Below are 16784 nucleotides of genomic sequence, written 5' to 3'. Positions count from 1 at the left end.
CGATAGGTGGTGCGGAGATTGCGTTGCGATGTGCATAGGGCAGGAACCGAGTGACGGGATAAATTGTTCCCTACGCAGCCGCATTTTGGAGCCCTGATATGGATGATGGAACGATGGAAGGCCTTTTGAGGCTCGACATGCAAATATGTTTTGCGCTGTATGGCGCGTCCCATGCATTCAACCGCGCCTATAAGCCCCTGCTCGAGCCTCTTGGGCTCACCTATCCGCAATATCTGGTTCTGATGGCGCTCTGGGAAAAAGAGACCGCGACCGTAAAGGCGCTGGGCGAAATGCTGGGGCTGGATTCCGGCACGCTCTCTCCCCTGCTCAAGCGGCTGGAACAGGCTGGCCTGATTACGCGCAAACGCGGCACGGTGGACGAACGTCAGGTAATGATCGCGCTGACGCCTGACGGCGCCGAGATGAAGACCAAGGCAGCCGAAGTCATGCGCGCCATTGGCGAGGCGACCGGCTGCAGCCTGGACGAGCTTGGAAAGCTACGCGACCAGCTGAATGCGTTGAAGGAAAATTTGGCGAAGGAGTGAGCTTGTCACTCGGAGCGACCTTCCGCTGGCACAGCACGGCTGTTTGCAGCACGCAGCATTCCGGGGATCAAGAAGATGTCTACGAAATACCAAACGAGAGCGGCGTAAAAAAGCGCTTCGGTGAGAAGATTTCTGCTTGCGAAAAATGGCAGCAGAAAAACTGTCACGCCCAGCGCGAGTTGCAATTTTGCCGATCTCTTATAGCCGAGATAGAAGCGGTGGAATCCTAGCAATCCGCCGCCGCCCATTAAAAGAAGAAGATAGGCAACCCATGTGATCTTGCGGTCGGGAAGCTTCGTCCAATATGGCTCTTGATTGGAACTGGTAGCAGCGCTTCGGGAAATTTTTGGCACATTGACCAATGATGCATTCTCCAGACGTGTTCGCAGGAGCAATTATCGTGCCGAAAAAGAAAATATCAATCTAAAATTGAGTTCAAGGCCATGTTTGTAAAAAAAGCCCAGAAGTTGATGATCTGTCTGGGCTTCAATTGTCTCGTATGATCGGCTTACTTACTGCCAAACCACCACGCGCGCCTTGTTCGGCACGCGGTCATAGAGGTCGATGACGTCCTGGTTCATCAGGCGCACGCAGCCGGATGATACGGCCTTGCCGATGGAGTTCCACTCAGGAGAGCCGTGGAGGCGGTACAGCGTGTCCTTGCCGTTCTGGAAGATGTAGAGCGCGCGGGCGCCGAGCGGGTTTTTGAGGCCCGGTGGCATGCCGCCGTTCTTGGAAGAGAACTTGACCAGCTCTGGCTGACGGGCAACCATTTCGTCTGGCGGTGTCCATTTTGGCCATTTCTGACGCCACTGGATGACGCCCTCGCCCGACCAGGCGAAGCCTTCACGGCCAATGCCGACGCCGTAGCGCATTGCGGAACCGCCGGGCTCGACCACATAGAGGAAGCGCGAACGCGTATCGACAACCACGGTGCCGGCTGGCTCGCCCGTTGGATCAACCACGCGCTGGCGATAATAGCGACGGTCGATATTCTGGTAGGGGATGGCAGGGATGACATAACCGCCATCTTCCACCGTGCCGTACATGACGGCCAGTTCGGAATCGGACATGCCGCCTGCAAACATCGAGCGGAAATCGCCCGCAATGCTGCCTGCAAGGCTACCGGGCTCGGCACCGTTTGAAGGCCTAAAGCCTGACGACGCGCAACCTGCCAGAAGCGATGCGGAGGAAAGGCCAAGGAGGGAAAGGAAGGTACGTCTGGAAAAGTCTGTGTCGGTGCTCATCATAAGGCCGTTTTTCTCACATCGAAGCGATCGGGGGCGGATGTTACGCGGGTTTGCGGAATCACCCATCAATCTCGCTGTACGTCGTTTGTTCCACGACATCTCACCTATTAGTATAGTAGTTAATACATAACTAACGGCCAGTGGCGCTAGTGCAACACTGGCACTGGAGACGAGCTTTCCTGGGGTGCGTGATCAGATAACCACAATCGGCGCGCCCTGAGGCACGCGGTCAAAGAGATCGATGACATCCTGATTGAGCATGCGCACGCAACCGGATGAGGTGGCCTTGCCCACGGATTGCCAGTCCGGCGTGCCATGCACCCGGTACAGCGTGTCCTTGCCATCCTTAAAAATGTAAAGCGCCCGGGCACCGAGCGGATTGTTGAGACCGGGGATCATGCCGCCATTGGCAGCCGAGACAGACGCCAGTTCCGGTTGTCGTTCCACCATCTCATTTGGCGGCGTCCAGCGCGGCCATTTCGCTTTCCACTGTATCTTGCCGCGACCGGCCCAGGCATAGCCATCGCGGCCAAGTCCCACGCCATAGCGAACGGCCTTGCCGCCCGGCTGCACGAGATAGAGGAAATGCTGCTTGGTATCGACAACGATCGTGCCCGGCGCTTCCGCCGTCTGGTAGTCCACGTCCTGGCGCAGAAAGCGGGGGTCGACACGCGAATAGGGAATGGCAGGCAATGTATGGCCGTCATCACTGATCTGGTCATACATCACGCGGTGCAAAGGGTTGGATACCGGCAGGCCGTAACCACGCGTTTGGTTGCTATAGCCCGGCGTGAGGCCAGAACCTGTGGGCTTTGCGGTGGATGGCGGACCATAAAGCTGCTGGAACTGCGACTGGAAGAGTTGCGGCGGACGGCTGTTGATGGAGCCCGGCGTTGGCGGCAGTGGCGGGCGCGGAATGGAGCCGACATTGTTGTAATTGAAGACCGGCGCCGTTTCCTGCACGAACACGTCAGGGTTCATGCGGCTGGTGTCGGTGATGAACAGGCAACCGCTCAACAGCGGCAGAAGCGCGAGCACAGCAAAAGACACAAGGCGACGGCAGGTTTTCAAGGGTACTGTCATGGAACCGCTTCACAGGGAGACATCGTTTCCACTACATTGCCCTACCCGGCTGGCGCGAAGCTGGAGGCATTTGCGGTTATGGCAGGTGTTACGCGAACTGATTGAAGAAGCGAATACTCTCGACAACGGCACCGGGGACCACGCCATTATGGTTGCCCGGCAGCAGCATATTGTCGATGGGCATGCCCGCAAAACGCGCCCGCTCCATCAAAAGCTTGTGGTCGGCGTCGAAGGGTCTTTCCTCCGTGCCCCGCAAAAGCAAAGTCGGACATTTCAGGCTCGGCCCGAAGCAGACGGAAGAGCGCATGATGAACTCTTCCTCGTTGCGATCATCGAAGCATATTTCATCCGAATAGCGGTTGAAGTATCGCCATGAATTGACGCCTGCGGAGATGGGAGCAGAAGCCCGGAATTTCCGCGTCATGGATGCCAGCAGCGAAAGAGTGCCGCCATTGGAATGACCCGCGAGGAACAGCCGGTCGCAATCCACTCCGGGCAAATTTTCCAGATAGGACGCAGCCGCCAGCGCATCGGACGTCTCATCGTAAAAGCCGGAATAATTGCCCTGCTGGCCGTTTTCACCTCTGAACGATGGCAGGAGAACCACGAAACCTGCTTCCCAATAGGGCTTCATCAGCGCCCAGTGCCCGTCACCCGTGGCGTTGCCGCCATGGAGAAACAGCACGGCTGGCTTCAGTGTCTTGCCCGGCTCATAGTGCGAAAGCCATGCAACCAGCTCTATGGAGCCGTTGGGTCCACCGGGATAGGTCACGCGGCTGGCACCCGGAGGCGTTCCGAGCGGTGTGGATTTTTCAGGCGCTGCAATCTTGCGCAGCAGATGCGTGTGAAACTGTTTGCGCGCTGTGGCATAATCTTCGCGTGCAAGCGGAAGAATTTCGGGAATGGACAGCGCGGCATGGGCAGTCAGCGGCAGCGAAGACGCGGCGACAAGACCGGCTGCACCTGCCAGAAGGTTGCGTCGTGTGAGGCGCGTCTCAGTGAAAGCACCGGAGGACGAGGGTTTCTCTGCCATATGAGAGGTCCGAAATTGTATTAAGCGCACGTTAATTTCACCACTAAGTGATTGAATTGTCCATTCACTGTTTTGCGAATGCGCAAGAAAGCCTAACCCGATTTATCGTCAATCATCGCCATTAGCGTGGACAGGCGATCCGCCTCCGATGGCAGTTTGTCCGCGCGCAATCTGGCGATTCGAGGAAAGCGCATGGCTACGCCGGATTTATGGCGATTGGAACGGTTGATGCCTTCGAACGCCACTTCCAGCACAAAACCGAACTGCGGCGTGGCACGCACGGCACGCACCGGGCCGAAACGCTCCACCGTGTTATCGCGCACGAACTTGTCCAGCACCTCCAGCTCGGCATCGGTAAAGCCGAAATAGGCCTTGCCGACAGGAACGAGTTGCTCGCCCTCCTCCGTTTCCGACCAGACGCCGAAGGTGAAATCGGAATAGTAGCTCGAGCGTTTGCCGTGGCCACGCTGGGCGTACATCATCACGGCATCGATGTTGAAGGGATCACGTTTCCACTTGAACCACGGCCCCTTGGCACGGCCCGCCTGATACAGGCTGTCCTTGCGCTTGATCATCACACCTTCAATGACAGGATCAGGCGGCGCTTTGCGCAGCGTCTCCAGCTCATCCCAACTGGAAAACGGCACCAGCGGCGACAGATCGAACCGATCATGTGGCGCATCTTCGATCATGCCTGTCAATATCTCACGGCGCTTGAGAAAGACCTCGCCGCGAACATCCTCTTCGCCTTCGAACAACACATCATAGGCGCGCAGGAAGGCCGGATACTCCTCCAGCATGCGGGCCGTGACCGTTTTGCGGTTCAAACGTTGCTGAAGATCGGAGAAGGTGCGGGTCGCAAGATTGGAACGAGCCGTGCCGCCAATCAGCAACTCGCCATCGACAACGCCTTCGAAGTTGATGCGCTCGAGAATGTCGGGAAAAGCGCCGGATATGTCATCGCCAGAGCGGGAATAGAGCTTGCGCGTATCGCCTGAGCGCGACAGCTGAACGCGAATGCCATCCCACTTCCATTCGGCAACGAAATCCTGCGGATCGAGGTTTTGCAGGTCGTTATCGCCGACGGGCGTGGAAAGCATGACGGAATGAAAGATTGCGGGCGTGGCCAGAACCGGGCGTTCGGACTTTCCCTCCAGCCATGCAAACAGCGGCTCATAGGGCGGCTCCAGCCCATGCCACAGGGTTTCGATTTCGGTAATGTCGCGCCCGCCGAAATCTGCCAGCGCCTGACGCGCAAGCCGTGCGGAAACGCCGATGCGCAGACCGCCGGTGACGAGTTTCAGAAAGGCGAAGCGCGAAGACGGCTCCAGCCTGTCCAGAAGATCCCGCACGGCGGGGCGCACTTCCGTTCGCCCCAGCGAATTCATCATCGTGACGATTTCGCCAAGGCCGGGATCTTCGATGGCAGGCCGTTCCTGTGGCTGGCTGGTATCCCACACAAGCGAAATCGTCTCGGCCAGATCGCCGACATAGTCATAGGAATAGCGAAACAGCACGTCGTCCATGCGTTCCAGCACGAGCTCGCGCAGCATAGCGGGCTTGACGCTTTTCAGGTCCAGCGTGCCTGCAATGGCGGCAAGGCCGTAGCCCCGGTCCGGGTCCGGTGCATCACGGAAGTAATCGGACAACAGCTTGAGCTTGCCGTTTCGCGACGGGGTCAGGACCAGGCGGTCGAGTAGGTTTGCGAAGGCTTTCATACCATCAATCCCCCTCATCCTCGTAGCCCACAAGATGCAAAGGTCGGGCCGGAATGCCCTGCAACTCGCACCAGCGCACCAGCGCCTCTTCGCGGCCATGGGTGACCCAGACTTCGGACGGCGCGACTTCCTTGATGGTTTCCAGCAGTTCCGGCCAGTCGCAATGGTCTGAGATGACCAGTGGCAGTTCAACCCCGCCCTGCTTGGCGCGCTGGCGCACCATCATCCAGCCGGATGCGAAAGAAATCAGCGGCTCGTTGAAGCGGCGCGCCCATTTTTCCTGAAAGGCCGAGGGCGGCCCGACGACAATGGCGCCCTTGAACTGTTCCGGGTTGCTTTTCTCAAGCGTGGCGGGACGCAGATCGCCCAGCTCTATGCCCTGCGACATATAGTAATCGCACAGCTTGGCCAGCGCGCCGTGAATGTAGACAGGTTCGCTGTAGCCATTGTCACGCAGAAGCCTCAGCACTCGCTGCGCCTTGCCCAGGGAATATGCACCGACGAGATGGGTGCGCTCGGGGAATTGCCGGATCGACGTCAAAAGCTTGGCGATTTCGTGGGCGGGCTTGGGGTGGTGGAACACTGGCAGTCCGAAGGTCGCTTCGGTGATGAAGACATCGCAGGGCACGGGCTCGAAAGGCGCGCAGGTCGGGTCGATACCGCGCTTGTAATCACCTGATGCGACAATCCTGATACCGCCATGTTCGATGGAAATCTGCGCCGAGCCTAGAACGTGACCAGCCGGATGAAAGCCTACGGTCACGCCATTGACGTCAACCGTTTCGCCAAAGCCAATAGACTGTTCGCTGCCGGTAAAATCCTCGCCGTAGCGGATGCGCATGATATCCAGCGTCTGGCGTGTTGCCAGAACCTTTTCGTGGCCCGCCCTTGCGTGGTCCGAGTGGCCGTGGGTAATCAGGGCCCGCGGCACTGGCCGCACGGGGTCCACGTAAAAATCACCAACCGGGCAATAGAGGCCTTTCGGCGTGGGATAGAGCAGTTTGTCAGGCTTCATGGGGGCCATCTGTTGCGGTGCGACGGGTGAAAACGCGTGGTTGCCAAACACGTTCCCCACCCATCATGATTCCCGCAGCAGCGCGAGGTCAACCTTTCGCTGGCAGCTTCTCGTCAGCGGCCCGTAGGCAGCCTCACATTTTTCAGCGCAATAGAGGCAATCAGACCGATGACTGCGGTCAGAGCTGCGGCATAGAAGAGAATAGTGAATGTACCACTATACAGTGCCGCAACGGCGGCCTGCGATGCAGCCGGTAGTTCCGAGAGCATTTTCGGTGTCAGCTCCTCAATCTTGCCAACGCCTGGAATATCAGCCCCTACGCCTGTCAGACTGGATGAGACGATGGCACCATAAACGGAAATGGCAATGGCAGCGCCACCCATGCGCGTCAGCGTCACCGCACCGCTGGCCGCGCCGAGATCCTCCTTGAGAGCCGAGTTCTGGACGCCGATGATCGGTACCTGCTGACCCAGCCCCACACCAAGCCCCTGCGTAAACATGATGGCGGCGATAATATAAAGAGGTGTGCCTGCGTGCATTTGTGACAGCGACAGCATGGCCAGCATTGCGATTGTCAGACTGGCCACCGAGAAAGGCTTGTATTTGCCGGTTCTGGAAATCAGGCGCCCTGCTGAGAGCGACCCCGCAACGATGCCGCCGGTGACGGCGATGAAGAACAGACCGGCAGTGGAGGGTGAAAGGCCGGTCGTTGTTTGCAAAAACAGCGCGTAATAATTGACCATGCCGATGCCCAGACCCCCGCTGATGAGGGAAATGATCATGAGCAAAGGAAATGTGCTGTCCTTGAAGAGATGCAGAGGTACGACAGGCTCCGGCGCACGGCGCTCGACCTTCACCCAGAGATATGCGGTCAGGGCGGCAAATGCGACGATGCAGAGGCTCTTCCATGCAAAGATGGAGCCGAATATTTGTGAACTATCCGCCCACAGGACGATGCATGTGATGGTCAGCGCCAGCAGGACAGCGCCCATATAGTCGATCTTGGGCTGGCGGTCCGGGCGCCTGTTGGGCAGCAGCAGAGCAAGGCCCGTGATGACGGCGATGCCAATCGGAAGGTTGATCAGGAAGATCGAGCGCCAGCCGAAGAGATCGCTCATCGTACCGCCAAGAACGGGGCCGATGCTGCCGGACGCCATGATGACGAGGCTGGAGTAGCTCTGATACTTGGCTCTCTCCCGCGGCTCGAACAGATCTGCATTGACGGAAAAGATTGAGACCAGAATGCCACCGCCGCCAAGGCCCTGCAGAACGCGCGCTGCGATGAGGGAATTCATGGACCATGCCATGCCGCATGCCAGAGAGCCGATGGTAAAGATCACGATGGCCGCGATCATCACATATTTTCTGCCGAAGAGATCCCCCAGCTTTCCGTAAATCGGCATGACCGCACTGGACGCCAGAAGGAAGGCCGAACCAATCCAACCAAAACCTTCAAGCCCACCGAACTCACCAACAATCGTGGGCAAAGCAGTCGACACGATCTGGTTGTCGAGCGTCGCCATAAACATGGCAAGCATGAGAAGAAAGAAGACAAAGAGCCTGCGGCGGCGATCAGGAACAAGCGACGCCGTGGGCTGGACGGATATATCCATGGTGGGGTTCTCACAATTGATGAGAAAAATTTATGTGCCTTTCGCACATATATGTCAATGGCACGCTTATAAAAACCGTGCTATCGTTTGGACAAGAGTTCGGGGAGTACGAAAATGAGCAAACAGGCGCCAGCGCCCACATGCGACACTATGGAAAGCGACGAGGTGCTGCATATCAGTCAGACCATGACCAGGATGCGCCTGATGATCGGTCGGCGCATTATCGGGCGCATGGCCATCGCCAGGCTGGCGCCGGGGCTGGAACTGTCTCACATCGATGTGCTGGATGTTGTGCACCGGGCTGCCCAGCCTGCGACTGTCGGCGCCATCGCGGATGCCATGCGGCTTGATCCGTCTCGCGGCAGCCGGGTAGTGGCGGAAATGGTGGGGCGCGGGCTTCTGAAACGCGAGGTTTCGCAGGAAGACGCACGGCGCAGTCTGGTCGTCATCACCCCGCTTGGCCATACCATTCTGGGAGAGATGCGCAGCGCCAAGGTCAGCATCATCCGCGAAGTTGTAAGCGATTGGCCGGAACAGGACGTGGCGGATTTCGCCCGCCTGTTCGACCGCTTTATCGGACGATTCGAACAGCGGCTGGTCCCTTATCTTCCTGCTCCAGCAGATGTTAGCCAGCAGGCAACTGTTGATGAGCCCGGCGATGAGAGCGAGAGCTAGACGGCGAAGACGCTGTGTTTCTGAGCCTTACCAGCGCGCATAGGGTGAGTTGTCGTGCCTGACGACCTGCCCCGGACAAGGCGTTTCTCTTTCCAGATTTCCACCTGCCGGGCAGAAAGCAGGAGCACGATGGCGATGCCTGCATAGACAGGGGTAGCCATTGCGTCGAATACGGTGTCGGGATCGGTCATGAGAAACTCCATCAGCTTGATGGCATGACACTAGACGCAAACCCGGCATGGGCATTTGCGGGAAATCAAATCTCACCCCTGCGCAGCGACGAACTATTTGTCGCAACGCGAGGGACGTCAGATACCGTCGCCGCAGGACTGCTCGAAAAACCGCACGCCGTTACGCCCGCCTTTTTTGGCCTCATACATGGCAGCATCCGCCTTTGCCAAAAGGGCCTCCGGCGTTTCGCCATCGCTTGGATAAAACGCTGTGCCGGAGGAACAGGTGACCGTGAGAGAACCGACATTCAGTTCGATCGGCTCGGCGGCGCGCTCACGAATGGTTTCCAGCCGCTGCAATATGCCGGGCTCGTCATGTTGGGGGTTGCTGAAAATGATCGCAAACTCATCACCGCCAAGCCTGACGGCGATATCGGATGCACGGATGCAGTTCTTGATCCGCTCGGCAAGGCTGCGCAGCACTTCGTCGCCCACGCCATGACCATAGACATCGTTGATTTCTTTGAAATTATCGAGATCGATATAGGTAACAGCCACCAGCCTGTTTTCGCGTCGGGCCTCATGAATGGCGCGCTGAAACTGGCTCCAGAACAGGTTTCTGTTGGAAAGCCCCGTCAGCGGATCATGATGGGCCATGTAGTTGACCTTGTCTTCCGCACGGCGGCGGTCAATCGCAATGCCGGCAATATTGGTCGCCATGTCGATGATCTCGCGCTCAATGGCAGAAGGCATCCGCACCGTGCCGGAATAGAGAGCAAATGTTCCAAGCAACACGCCGTTATTGCCAAAGATCGGCGTCGACCAGCAGGACCGAAGCCCGTGGCGCATCACGAGTTCTATGAAGTTGCTCCATAGCGGATCTTGAAACGTATCGCTGACATAGACTGCTTGCCGCAGCCAGGCTGCGGTTCCGCATGAGCCAACATCTGCGCCGATTTCCACGCCGTCCACAGCCGCGACATAGCTCTCGGGAAGGTTCGGCCCAACGCAGTTTCGCAACCGGTTCTGCTCTATGAAAAGAATGGAGCCAGTTAGATTATCCAGCAGGTCTTCAACCGTGCGCACCACGGCTTCGAGAATGAGCTGCAACGGCTTGCCATGCACGATCATCTCAAGAAGCGCGGCGTGGCTACGGCGCAGGGATTCCTGCCATTTGGCTTCCGTGATGTCTCTGGAAATACCTGCGATTCCAACGATCTCGCCCCGATCATTGCGCACAGGAATATGGGTTCCCGAAAACCAACGGATTTGCCCGTCTGAAAATGAGATATTGTATTCGGCATTATAGCTGCCGTTACCCGTATCGAGAAGCCGACGGTCTATCTCATCCAGCTGGCGCGCAATTTCCGGTGGAGCGATATCGTATATTGTAAGCCTGCGCCCGTGCAAGAACGTGGGTTCATGGCCAAGGCATGCCAGACATGCCGCATTCATATAGGTATAGTAACCCTCAGCGTCCTTTAAAAAAACCATCTCCGGTATATTGTCGAGCAAATAGGACATTCTGGAGTCTGAAAGACCATCCAACAGAAAATCGGCATTCATGTCCATGACGACTGGATTGCGAGCGCCTTTTTCTTCACTCATTCCGTAAGAGCCCTTACTACTCGACTTTTTCACTCGTCATTGAGCTTTGATCCGAAAACCATACTTTTCTAGGAAATCTCAGCCTGTATAAAGTGATGCAAATTTACTTATTCTGAATTAAGATATTAGGTGACCCTGTATATACATTTCAATATATTCAGATGGCATTGTATCCATATGCCCTGCGATTTTCACCAGGCCTCCATTACTAATAAATTTAATAAATCTTAATTGCAATCTTGAGATGAGTCAGATGGAAAGAAAACATGTTTATTTTCTAACCTTATCACTTCCGTTTTGTAGATCACAGCAATAGGTTGCAGCAGGGAATCACGAGGGAATTAAAATGTTGACGATTTATGGTGCCTTTCGTTCTCGCGCCACGCGCACATTGTGGCTGGCAGGGGAACTTGGGCTTGAATTCACGCATGTTCCGGTCATCCAGGCGCGGCGTGTCAGCGATCCGCTCGGTGCCGATGCCCCGATCAACACGTTAAGCCCGTCCTATCTGGCGATCAATCCCATGGGCACCATTCCCTGTGTCGATGACGATGGAATGGTTCTTTACGAATCCATGGCCATCAACCTCTATCTGGCGCGCAAATATGGAACGCCCCTTGCTCCGGCAGATCTTTCGGAAGACGCGCATATGATGCAGTGGTCGTTCTTTGCGGCCACGGAGATTGAAAGCAACGCCTTGAAGATTTCTTCTGCGGCCGCAGAAGGGCTGGCAGGAAGCGACACCGGACAGGCGGTGATTGAAGTGGCCGCGCGTATGCTGCGCCGCTCATTCAAGGTTCTCGATCAACACCTTGCCACCAACGACTATCTTGTTGGCAACCGTTTCAGCGTGGCAGATATCAACGTCGCTGAAGTGGTGCGCTATGCCAGCGCCCATCCGCCGCTGTTTGCGGCCAATCCCTCCGTCAAGGCATGGCTGGACCGTTGCCAGGCGCGCCCCGCCTTCAAGGCCATGTGGAGCGCGCGCGAGAACGAGGCAGCGTAAGTCCCCTACATCCGGGTCGTGACCCTGACATCGCCGACATGGATGCCGTTCCAGTTTTTCATGGAACGGTTTGCCATACGGAGAAGTGTTTGTTGCTCGGCGCTGTCCTCTTCGAAGTACCGCGCGAGCAGAGCCGCGATCATGGCCTCCGCCGCACGTGTTGCGCCATCCTCGCACTTTACCGCCATGGCGATGCCCTGCTGCGGCAGGGCCGCGACGAACACGCCCTCAGCACCGGTCTTGGCGAAGATCTGCCCCGGCGCGATCTCCATCAGCCGCGTGCAGGCACGGCCTGTTCCAGCAACATAGAATGGTTGCGCCATGCAGGCGTCGATCAGGCGGCGTGAAGCCTTGGCGCGGATGCTTTCCAGCCCCTGCCCCGTTGCCATCTTCGCAAAGCCGTGCGCCAGACTTTTCAGCGGAATGGCATAGGTCGGGATCGAGCAGCCATCGACACCGCAATTGTCTTGGCCCATGGCAGCCCCCGTCAGGCTTTCCATGGTGCCACGGATTTCCTGCTGGAGCGGGTGATCGTAACCGACATAGCCTTCAACATCTGTTCCCGTGTGGCAGCAGGCACAGATGAAGCCGGAATGCTTTCCAGAGCAATTGTTGTGAAGTGCCGACGGCTTCTCCAGCGTTTTCGCCTGATGAAGGATGGTTTTCTGGTCCGACGACCAGTGCGCGCCGCATTCGAGAGCACTCTCATCCCTGCCCGCTCTTGCCAGCATGGAGGCCGCAAGCTCGGCATGGGCATCTTCGCCTGAGTGAGACGAGCAGGCAAGCGCCAGTTCCTTATCGCCAAAACCGAACGCATCCGCCGCGCCGCTTTCCATCAAAGGCAGCGCCTGCATGGCCTTGCAGGCCGAGCGGGGAAACACGCCACCCTCGATATCGCCTGCCGAAAAAACAATCGCGCCATCTCCATCCACCACCACAGCCATGCCACGATGGCGGCTCTCGGTAAGATTTCCGCGCGTGACTTCGACAGTAACGGGGTTGTGCATGGGTATGGCCTCAAAAAATGCGAAATTAAGTCTGTTGTTTAGATGAATTGCCGCAACGATGCACGGGGCTCCTTCATTGAAATACGCGAAACGTTTTTTGGTTGCTGTCTTCCTGATCTACCTCCTGCCCGCGCTGGCTTCCGCCGGTCTGTGGGCGATGAAGGAACACCCCACCGGCTATCGCAATGCGCGCTGGTCTTCCGCAGGCATTCTGCCGGAAGCGCCCGCCGACAAGCCAGCGGCCATCTATATCTACTCCGCCATGACGGGCGGCCTCAAAGGATCGCTGGCCAGCCACGCCTGGATCGTGATGAAGCGCGAGGGTGCCACGACCTATGAGCGGTATGACAAGGTGGGTTGGGGCACGCCCATTCGCCGCAACGCCTATGCGCCTGACGCCTACTGGTATTCCAACATGCCCCGGCGTGTGCTGGAAATTCACGGCGAAGAGGCCGAGCGGCTGATCCCGAAAATGACGCAGGCCATTGCCGATTACCCCTATGGCAAGGCCGGTGGCTATAACATCTATCCCGGCCCGAACTCCAACACCTTCGTTGCTCATGTGTTGCGCAGCGTGCCGGAACTGGGCGTGGTGCTGCCACCCGATGCGGTTGGGCGCGATTACTTGCCCAATGGAGAGTTCATCCACATTGCGGATGACTGGAAAGACGTGAACTTGTCCCTTGGCGGCTTCGTTGGTGTTTCAGCGGGTGTCCGAAGCGGCTTTGAAATCAACTTTCTGGGTCTCGTCGCTGGTTTCGACATCATGAACCCCGGCATCAAAATTCCCGGTCTCGGCTACTTCGGAACGAAATCTTTTGAACCCGCTCCTGAGCGTAAACCCGTGAGCGCCTGACGCTCTGTTTGTTTTGCCGCAATTCCGGACGCAAAACCGGCTCCCACTTTTGCTGAAATTGCTCTGGCGTTATCGGGTCGCCCGCCTTGCGCGGATAACCTGCGCGATGAACACCCGCGAGAGGCCGTGATAAAGCGGCTCTGCCGAAATTAGCCGTGAGGTGACATATCCCAGCATGGACGCCGCCATGATGGGGATCACCGCTTCATGGTTGCCGGTCATTTCAAGAATGATGACGAAGGCTGTCATCGGCGCCTGAACGACACCGGCAAAATAACCAGCCATGCCTACGATGGCACCCAGCCCGACACTGGCACCCAGCACGGATGCGACCGTGCTGCCAAAACCCGCACCAACCGATAGCGAGGGCGCAAATATGCCGCCGGGAATGCCTGATATCATGGCGAGAAACGTGCTTGCCAGCTTCTCGATAAAGAAGAACGGTGATGTGGCATGCCCTTCGATGGCCGCACGCGCCTGCTCATAACCCGTTCCAAAGGTCGCGCCGCCTGTGGCAACGCCGATAATAGCAGAGGCCAGGCCGCAGATGGCCGCAACCACCAGCATGCGTTTCAAAGGCACGCTATGTGCCCAGCGCCTGACACGTTGAGACACCTGCAAGGCCGCAGCGCTGAACAGCGCACCGAACACCCCGCCGCCAATGCCGCACAGCACGACCAGTCCCCAATCGCTCACTGTCTGCGCCAGCACGGTGCTGGTGCCAAAATAGGTATAGCTGCCGATGAGACCCAGCGAGGCAAGGCCCGAGACAATCACGGCGGTGAGAACCAGACCATTGGATCGGGCCTCGTAAGTGCGGCTCATTTCCTCGATGGCGAAGACGATGCCCGCCAGCGGCGTGTTGAAAGCGGCTGCAATGCCTGCGGCGGAACCCGCCAGAATGAGGCCTCTGGCCTGCGCCATGCCGCCAAGCCGCGCCGCCTGGAGCATGATGGACGCGCCGACCTGAACCGTCGGGCCTTCACGGCCAATCGATGCGCCGGATAACAGACCGGCAATGGTCAGCATTATCTTGCCGAAAGCGAGCTTCAACGACAGAAGGCGCGAGCGGTCTTCATCATCATGAAAATGCCGGGCGGCGATGGCCTGCGGAATGCCGCTGCCGCCGGAATTGGGAAACACCACCATGGCCAGCCATGCGCAGAGCACGAAACCGACGGGCGTGATGATGAGCGGCAGCAGAAACGCCCATGGACCTGATGATGTCGTTGCGAAAAACACATGCTGCGCCCAATCCGCCGCCTTGGCAAAGCCAACGCTGATGACGCCAACGGCCACCGCACCGGCCCAGAAGACCGCACGCGGCTTCCACATGCGCCAGCTTCCCCACACGACGCGGGAGCGGCGGAACATTTTGATTTTGCGGTATTTTGCAGGCATGGCACTTTTCAATCATCTAAAACAGGGCTGTTTTATCGGCCTGTGAACATATGATTGCAACCTCATAGACGGCAAATGGCATGAAAAACGGGCGAGACGCATGACGTCCGCCCGTTCTGTTTTCCCATAAATTCTGATGCAGCGGCGTCTCAGCGGTCGCTGATCGCTGCACGCGGGTTGACCCATGGCTCCTGATTGGAGCGGGGCAGAGGCTGCCTGTTCAGAATATGATCGGCGGCCTTCTCACCCGTCATGATCGACGGACCATTGAGGTTGCCATAGGTGACATGCGGGAAGATCGAGCTATCGGCCACCCGCAAGCCCTCAACGCCAATGACCCGGCATTCAGGATCGACAACGGCCATCGGATCATCCCGGTCACCCATCTTGCAGGTGCCGCAGGGGTGATAGGCGCTTTCCAGATGCTCGCGCAGGAAAGCATCGATATCCGCATCGGACTGGACGCCTTCACCCGGCTGGATCTCGGGGCCGCGATAGTCATCAAAGGCCTTCTGGCTGAAGATTTCCCGCGTCAGGCGAACGCAATGGCGGAATTTTTCCCAGTCTTGCGCATGGCTCATATAGTTGAAGCGGATGACAGGATCATCGTTCGGATCGGATGAGCGCAGCGTGACATTGCCCCGCGACTTCGACAGGTTGAAGCCGACATGCACCTGAAAACCATGGCTCTTTGCCGCCGCCTTGCCATCATAGGAAATAGCGACGGGCAGGAAGTGAAACTGGATATCCGGCTGCTTCAGCCCCGACTCGGAGCGCAGGAAGGCGCAAGCTTCGAACTGGTTGGAAGCGCCAAGACCGCCCTTCGTCACCAGCCATTGCGCACCCGCCACACCCTGCCAGAACCATGGCAGCCATGAATAGAGCGAAACCGGCTTGGTCGAGACCTGCTGGAAATAAAACTCCATATGGTCCTGAAGATTTGCACCCACACCGGGGCGATCCGCCTTCACCTCGATACCCATATCCTGCAAGTGCTTGGCGGGGCCGATGCCAGACAGCATCAACAGCTTGGGCGAATTGAAGGATGAGGCAGAGATGATGACCTCGCGGTTTGCGACGATGGTTTCCACCACGCCACGGCGCTCGATCTCGACGCCGGTGGCACGGCCATTCTCGATCACAATCTTGCGGGCAAAGCCACGCACCAGCGTGACTTTGCCGCGTTTCAGCGCGGGTCGCAGATAGGCGTTAGCGGCAGACCAGCGCCGACCATTGTGGATGGTCTGCTCCATCAGGCCGAAGCCTTCCTGCTTGGAGCCGTTATAATCGTCCGTCAACTCGAAACCGGCCTGCGCGCCCGCCTGCACGAAGGCGTGGAACAGCGGGTTGGTGACGGGGCCACGTTTGACATGCAGCGGCCCATCCGCTCCCCGCCAGCCTTCCTCGCCGCCATGGCTCGTTTCCATGCGCTTGAAATAGGGCAGCACATCGGCATAGGACCAGCCGCGTGCGCCAAGCTCTTCCCACCGGTTGAAATCTTCCGCATGGCCGCGAACATAGACCAGCCCGTTGATGGAAGACGACCCGCCAATGACCTTGCCCCGCGGGGCGGTAATGCGGCGATTGTTGAGGTTCGGCTCAGGCTCGGAGTGATATCCCCAATTGTAGCGCTTCATGCTCATGGGCCAGGCAAGGGCCGCCGGCATCTGGATGAAAGGCCCGATATCCGAGCCGCCCGCCTCAATGACAACAACCGAATATTTGCCGTCCTCTGACAAGCGATAGGCCATGGCAGAGCCTGCCGAGCCTGAACCGACGATGACGAAATCTGCTTGCTGCATTT

At 57.8% G+C, this 16784-nt stretch carries 16 protein-coding genes; 4 read left to right on the top strand and 12 right to left on the bottom strand.

Translation table 11 applies throughout. The annotated features are described in order from the left end of the window. Positions 1–98: 98 nt before the first annotated feature. The gene (locus RQI55_RS09700) at positions 99–545 is read left to right on the top strand and encodes a MarR family winged helix-turn-helix transcriptional regulator (protein WP_243256476.1); all 447 of its coding nucleotides are present in this window, start codon (positions 99–101) and stop codon (positions 543–545) included. 5 nt (positions 546–550) lie between these two features. On the opposite strand, the gene RQI55_RS09695 is transcribed toward RQI55_RS09700, so the two are convergent. The 7 genes from RQI55_RS09695 to RQI55_RS09665 form a co-directional block, all read right to left on the bottom strand. Beyond that, the gene (locus RQI55_RS09695) at positions 551–898 is read right to left on the bottom strand and encodes an NINE protein (RefSeq protein ID WP_347568966.1); all 348 of its coding nucleotides are present in this window, start codon (positions 896–898) and stop codon (positions 551–553) included. Positions 899–1057: 159 nt separating this feature from the next. After that, entirely contained in the window at positions 1058–1795 is a 738-nt protein-coding gene (locus tag RQI55_RS09690) for a L,D-transpeptidase (RefSeq protein ID WP_082249897.1), read from the bottom strand. A 192-nt stretch (positions 1796–1987) separates the two neighbouring features. Next, on the bottom strand, positions 1988–2878 hold the full coding sequence (locus RQI55_RS09685; protein WP_243256478.1) for a L,D-transpeptidase: 891 nt from the start codon (positions 2876–2878) through the stop codon (positions 1988–1990). Positions 2879–2966: 88 nt separating this feature from the next. After that, positions 2967–3911 carry a S9 family peptidase gene (locus RQI55_RS09680; protein ID WP_243256479.1) on the bottom strand — a complete coding sequence of 315 codons (945 nt, stop codon included), beginning with the start codon at positions 3909–3911 and terminating at the stop codon, positions 2967–2969. A 92-nt stretch (positions 3912–4003) separates the two neighbouring features. After that, complete coding sequence (locus RQI55_RS09675; RefSeq protein ID WP_243256480.1) at positions 4004–5629, bottom strand: cisplatin damage response ATP-dependent DNA ligase; 1626 nt, start codon at positions 5627–5629, stop codon at positions 4004–4006. A 4-nt stretch (positions 5630–5633) separates the two neighbouring features. Next, on the bottom strand, positions 5634–6644 hold the full coding sequence (locus RQI55_RS09670; protein ID WP_243256481.1) for a ligase-associated DNA damage response exonuclease: 1011 nt from the start codon (positions 6642–6644) through the stop codon (positions 5634–5636). Between the two features lie 113 nt (positions 6645–6757). Then, on the bottom strand, positions 6758–8257 hold the full coding sequence (locus RQI55_RS09665) for an MDR family MFS transporter (RefSeq protein ID WP_192063599.1): 1500 nt from the start codon (positions 8255–8257) through the stop codon (positions 6758–6760). 114 nt (positions 8258–8371) lie between these two features. Here RQI55_RS09665 and RQI55_RS09660 point away from each other — a divergent pair, with 114 nt between their 5' ends. Further along, entirely contained in the window at positions 8372–8932 is a 561-nt protein-coding gene (locus RQI55_RS09660; RefSeq protein WP_409233708.1) for a MarR family winged helix-turn-helix transcriptional regulator, read from the top strand. Here RQI55_RS09660 and RQI55_RS09655 read toward each other — a convergent pair. Both RQI55_RS09655 and RQI55_RS09650 read right to left on the bottom strand, forming a co-directional pair. Next, entirely contained in the window at positions 8929–9123 is a 195-nt protein-coding gene (locus RQI55_RS09655) for a hypothetical protein (RefSeq protein WP_243256482.1), read from the bottom strand. The genes RQI55_RS09660 and RQI55_RS09655 overlap by 4 nt on opposite strands. Before the next feature lie 117 nt (positions 9124–9240). After that, positions 9241–10710, bottom strand: coding sequence for a bifunctional diguanylate cyclase/phosphodiesterase (locus tag RQI55_RS09650; protein ID WP_243256483.1), 1470 nt, complete (start codon positions 10708–10710; stop codon positions 9241–9243). 346 nt (positions 10711–11056) lie between these two features. Between RQI55_RS09650 and RQI55_RS09645 the strand changes: the two genes are divergently transcribed. Further along, positions 11057–11716: a glutathione S-transferase family protein gene (locus RQI55_RS09645; RefSeq protein ID WP_243256484.1), complete on the top strand. Its 660-nt coding sequence runs from the start codon at positions 11057–11059 to the stop codon at positions 11714–11716. Between the two features lie 5 nt (positions 11717–11721). Here the strand turns inward: RQI55_RS09645 and RQI55_RS09640 are convergent, their stop codons facing one another. Then, the gene (locus RQI55_RS09640) at positions 11722–12723 is read right to left on the bottom strand and encodes an asparaginase (protein ID WP_243256485.1); all 1002 of its coding nucleotides are present in this window, start codon (positions 12721–12723) and stop codon (positions 11722–11724) included. 76 nt (positions 12724–12799) lie between these two features. Here RQI55_RS09640 and RQI55_RS09635 point away from each other — a divergent pair, with 76 nt between their 5' ends. Beyond that, positions 12800–13579: a DUF3750 domain-containing protein gene (locus RQI55_RS09635; protein WP_243256486.1), complete on the top strand. Its 780-nt coding sequence runs from the start codon at positions 12800–12802 to the stop codon at positions 13577–13579. 69 nt (positions 13580–13648) lie between these two features. On the opposite strand, the gene RQI55_RS09630 is transcribed toward RQI55_RS09635, so the two are convergent. Both RQI55_RS09630 and betA read right to left on the bottom strand, forming a co-directional pair. Next, positions 13649–14980, bottom strand: a complete 1332-nt coding sequence (locus RQI55_RS09630; protein WP_243256487.1) for a chloride channel protein — start codon at positions 14978–14980, stop codon at positions 13649–13651. A 149-nt stretch (positions 14981–15129) separates the two neighbouring features. Further along, positions 15130–16782: a choline dehydrogenase gene (gene betA, locus RQI55_RS09625; RefSeq protein WP_243256488.1), complete on the bottom strand. Its 1653-nt coding sequence runs from the start codon at positions 16780–16782 to the stop codon at positions 15130–15132. Positions 16783–16784 lie beyond the last annotated feature (2 nt).

The organism is Rhizobium sp. WCS2018Hpa-16, from assembly GCF_031843705.1.
Lineage (GTDB): Bacteria > Pseudomonadota > Alphaproteobacteria > Rhizobiales > Rhizobiaceae > Agrobacterium > Agrobacterium tumefaciens_C.
The sequence above is the reverse complement of the archived record's forward strand: the minus strand, read 5'-3'. Positions and strand labels throughout refer to the sequence as shown.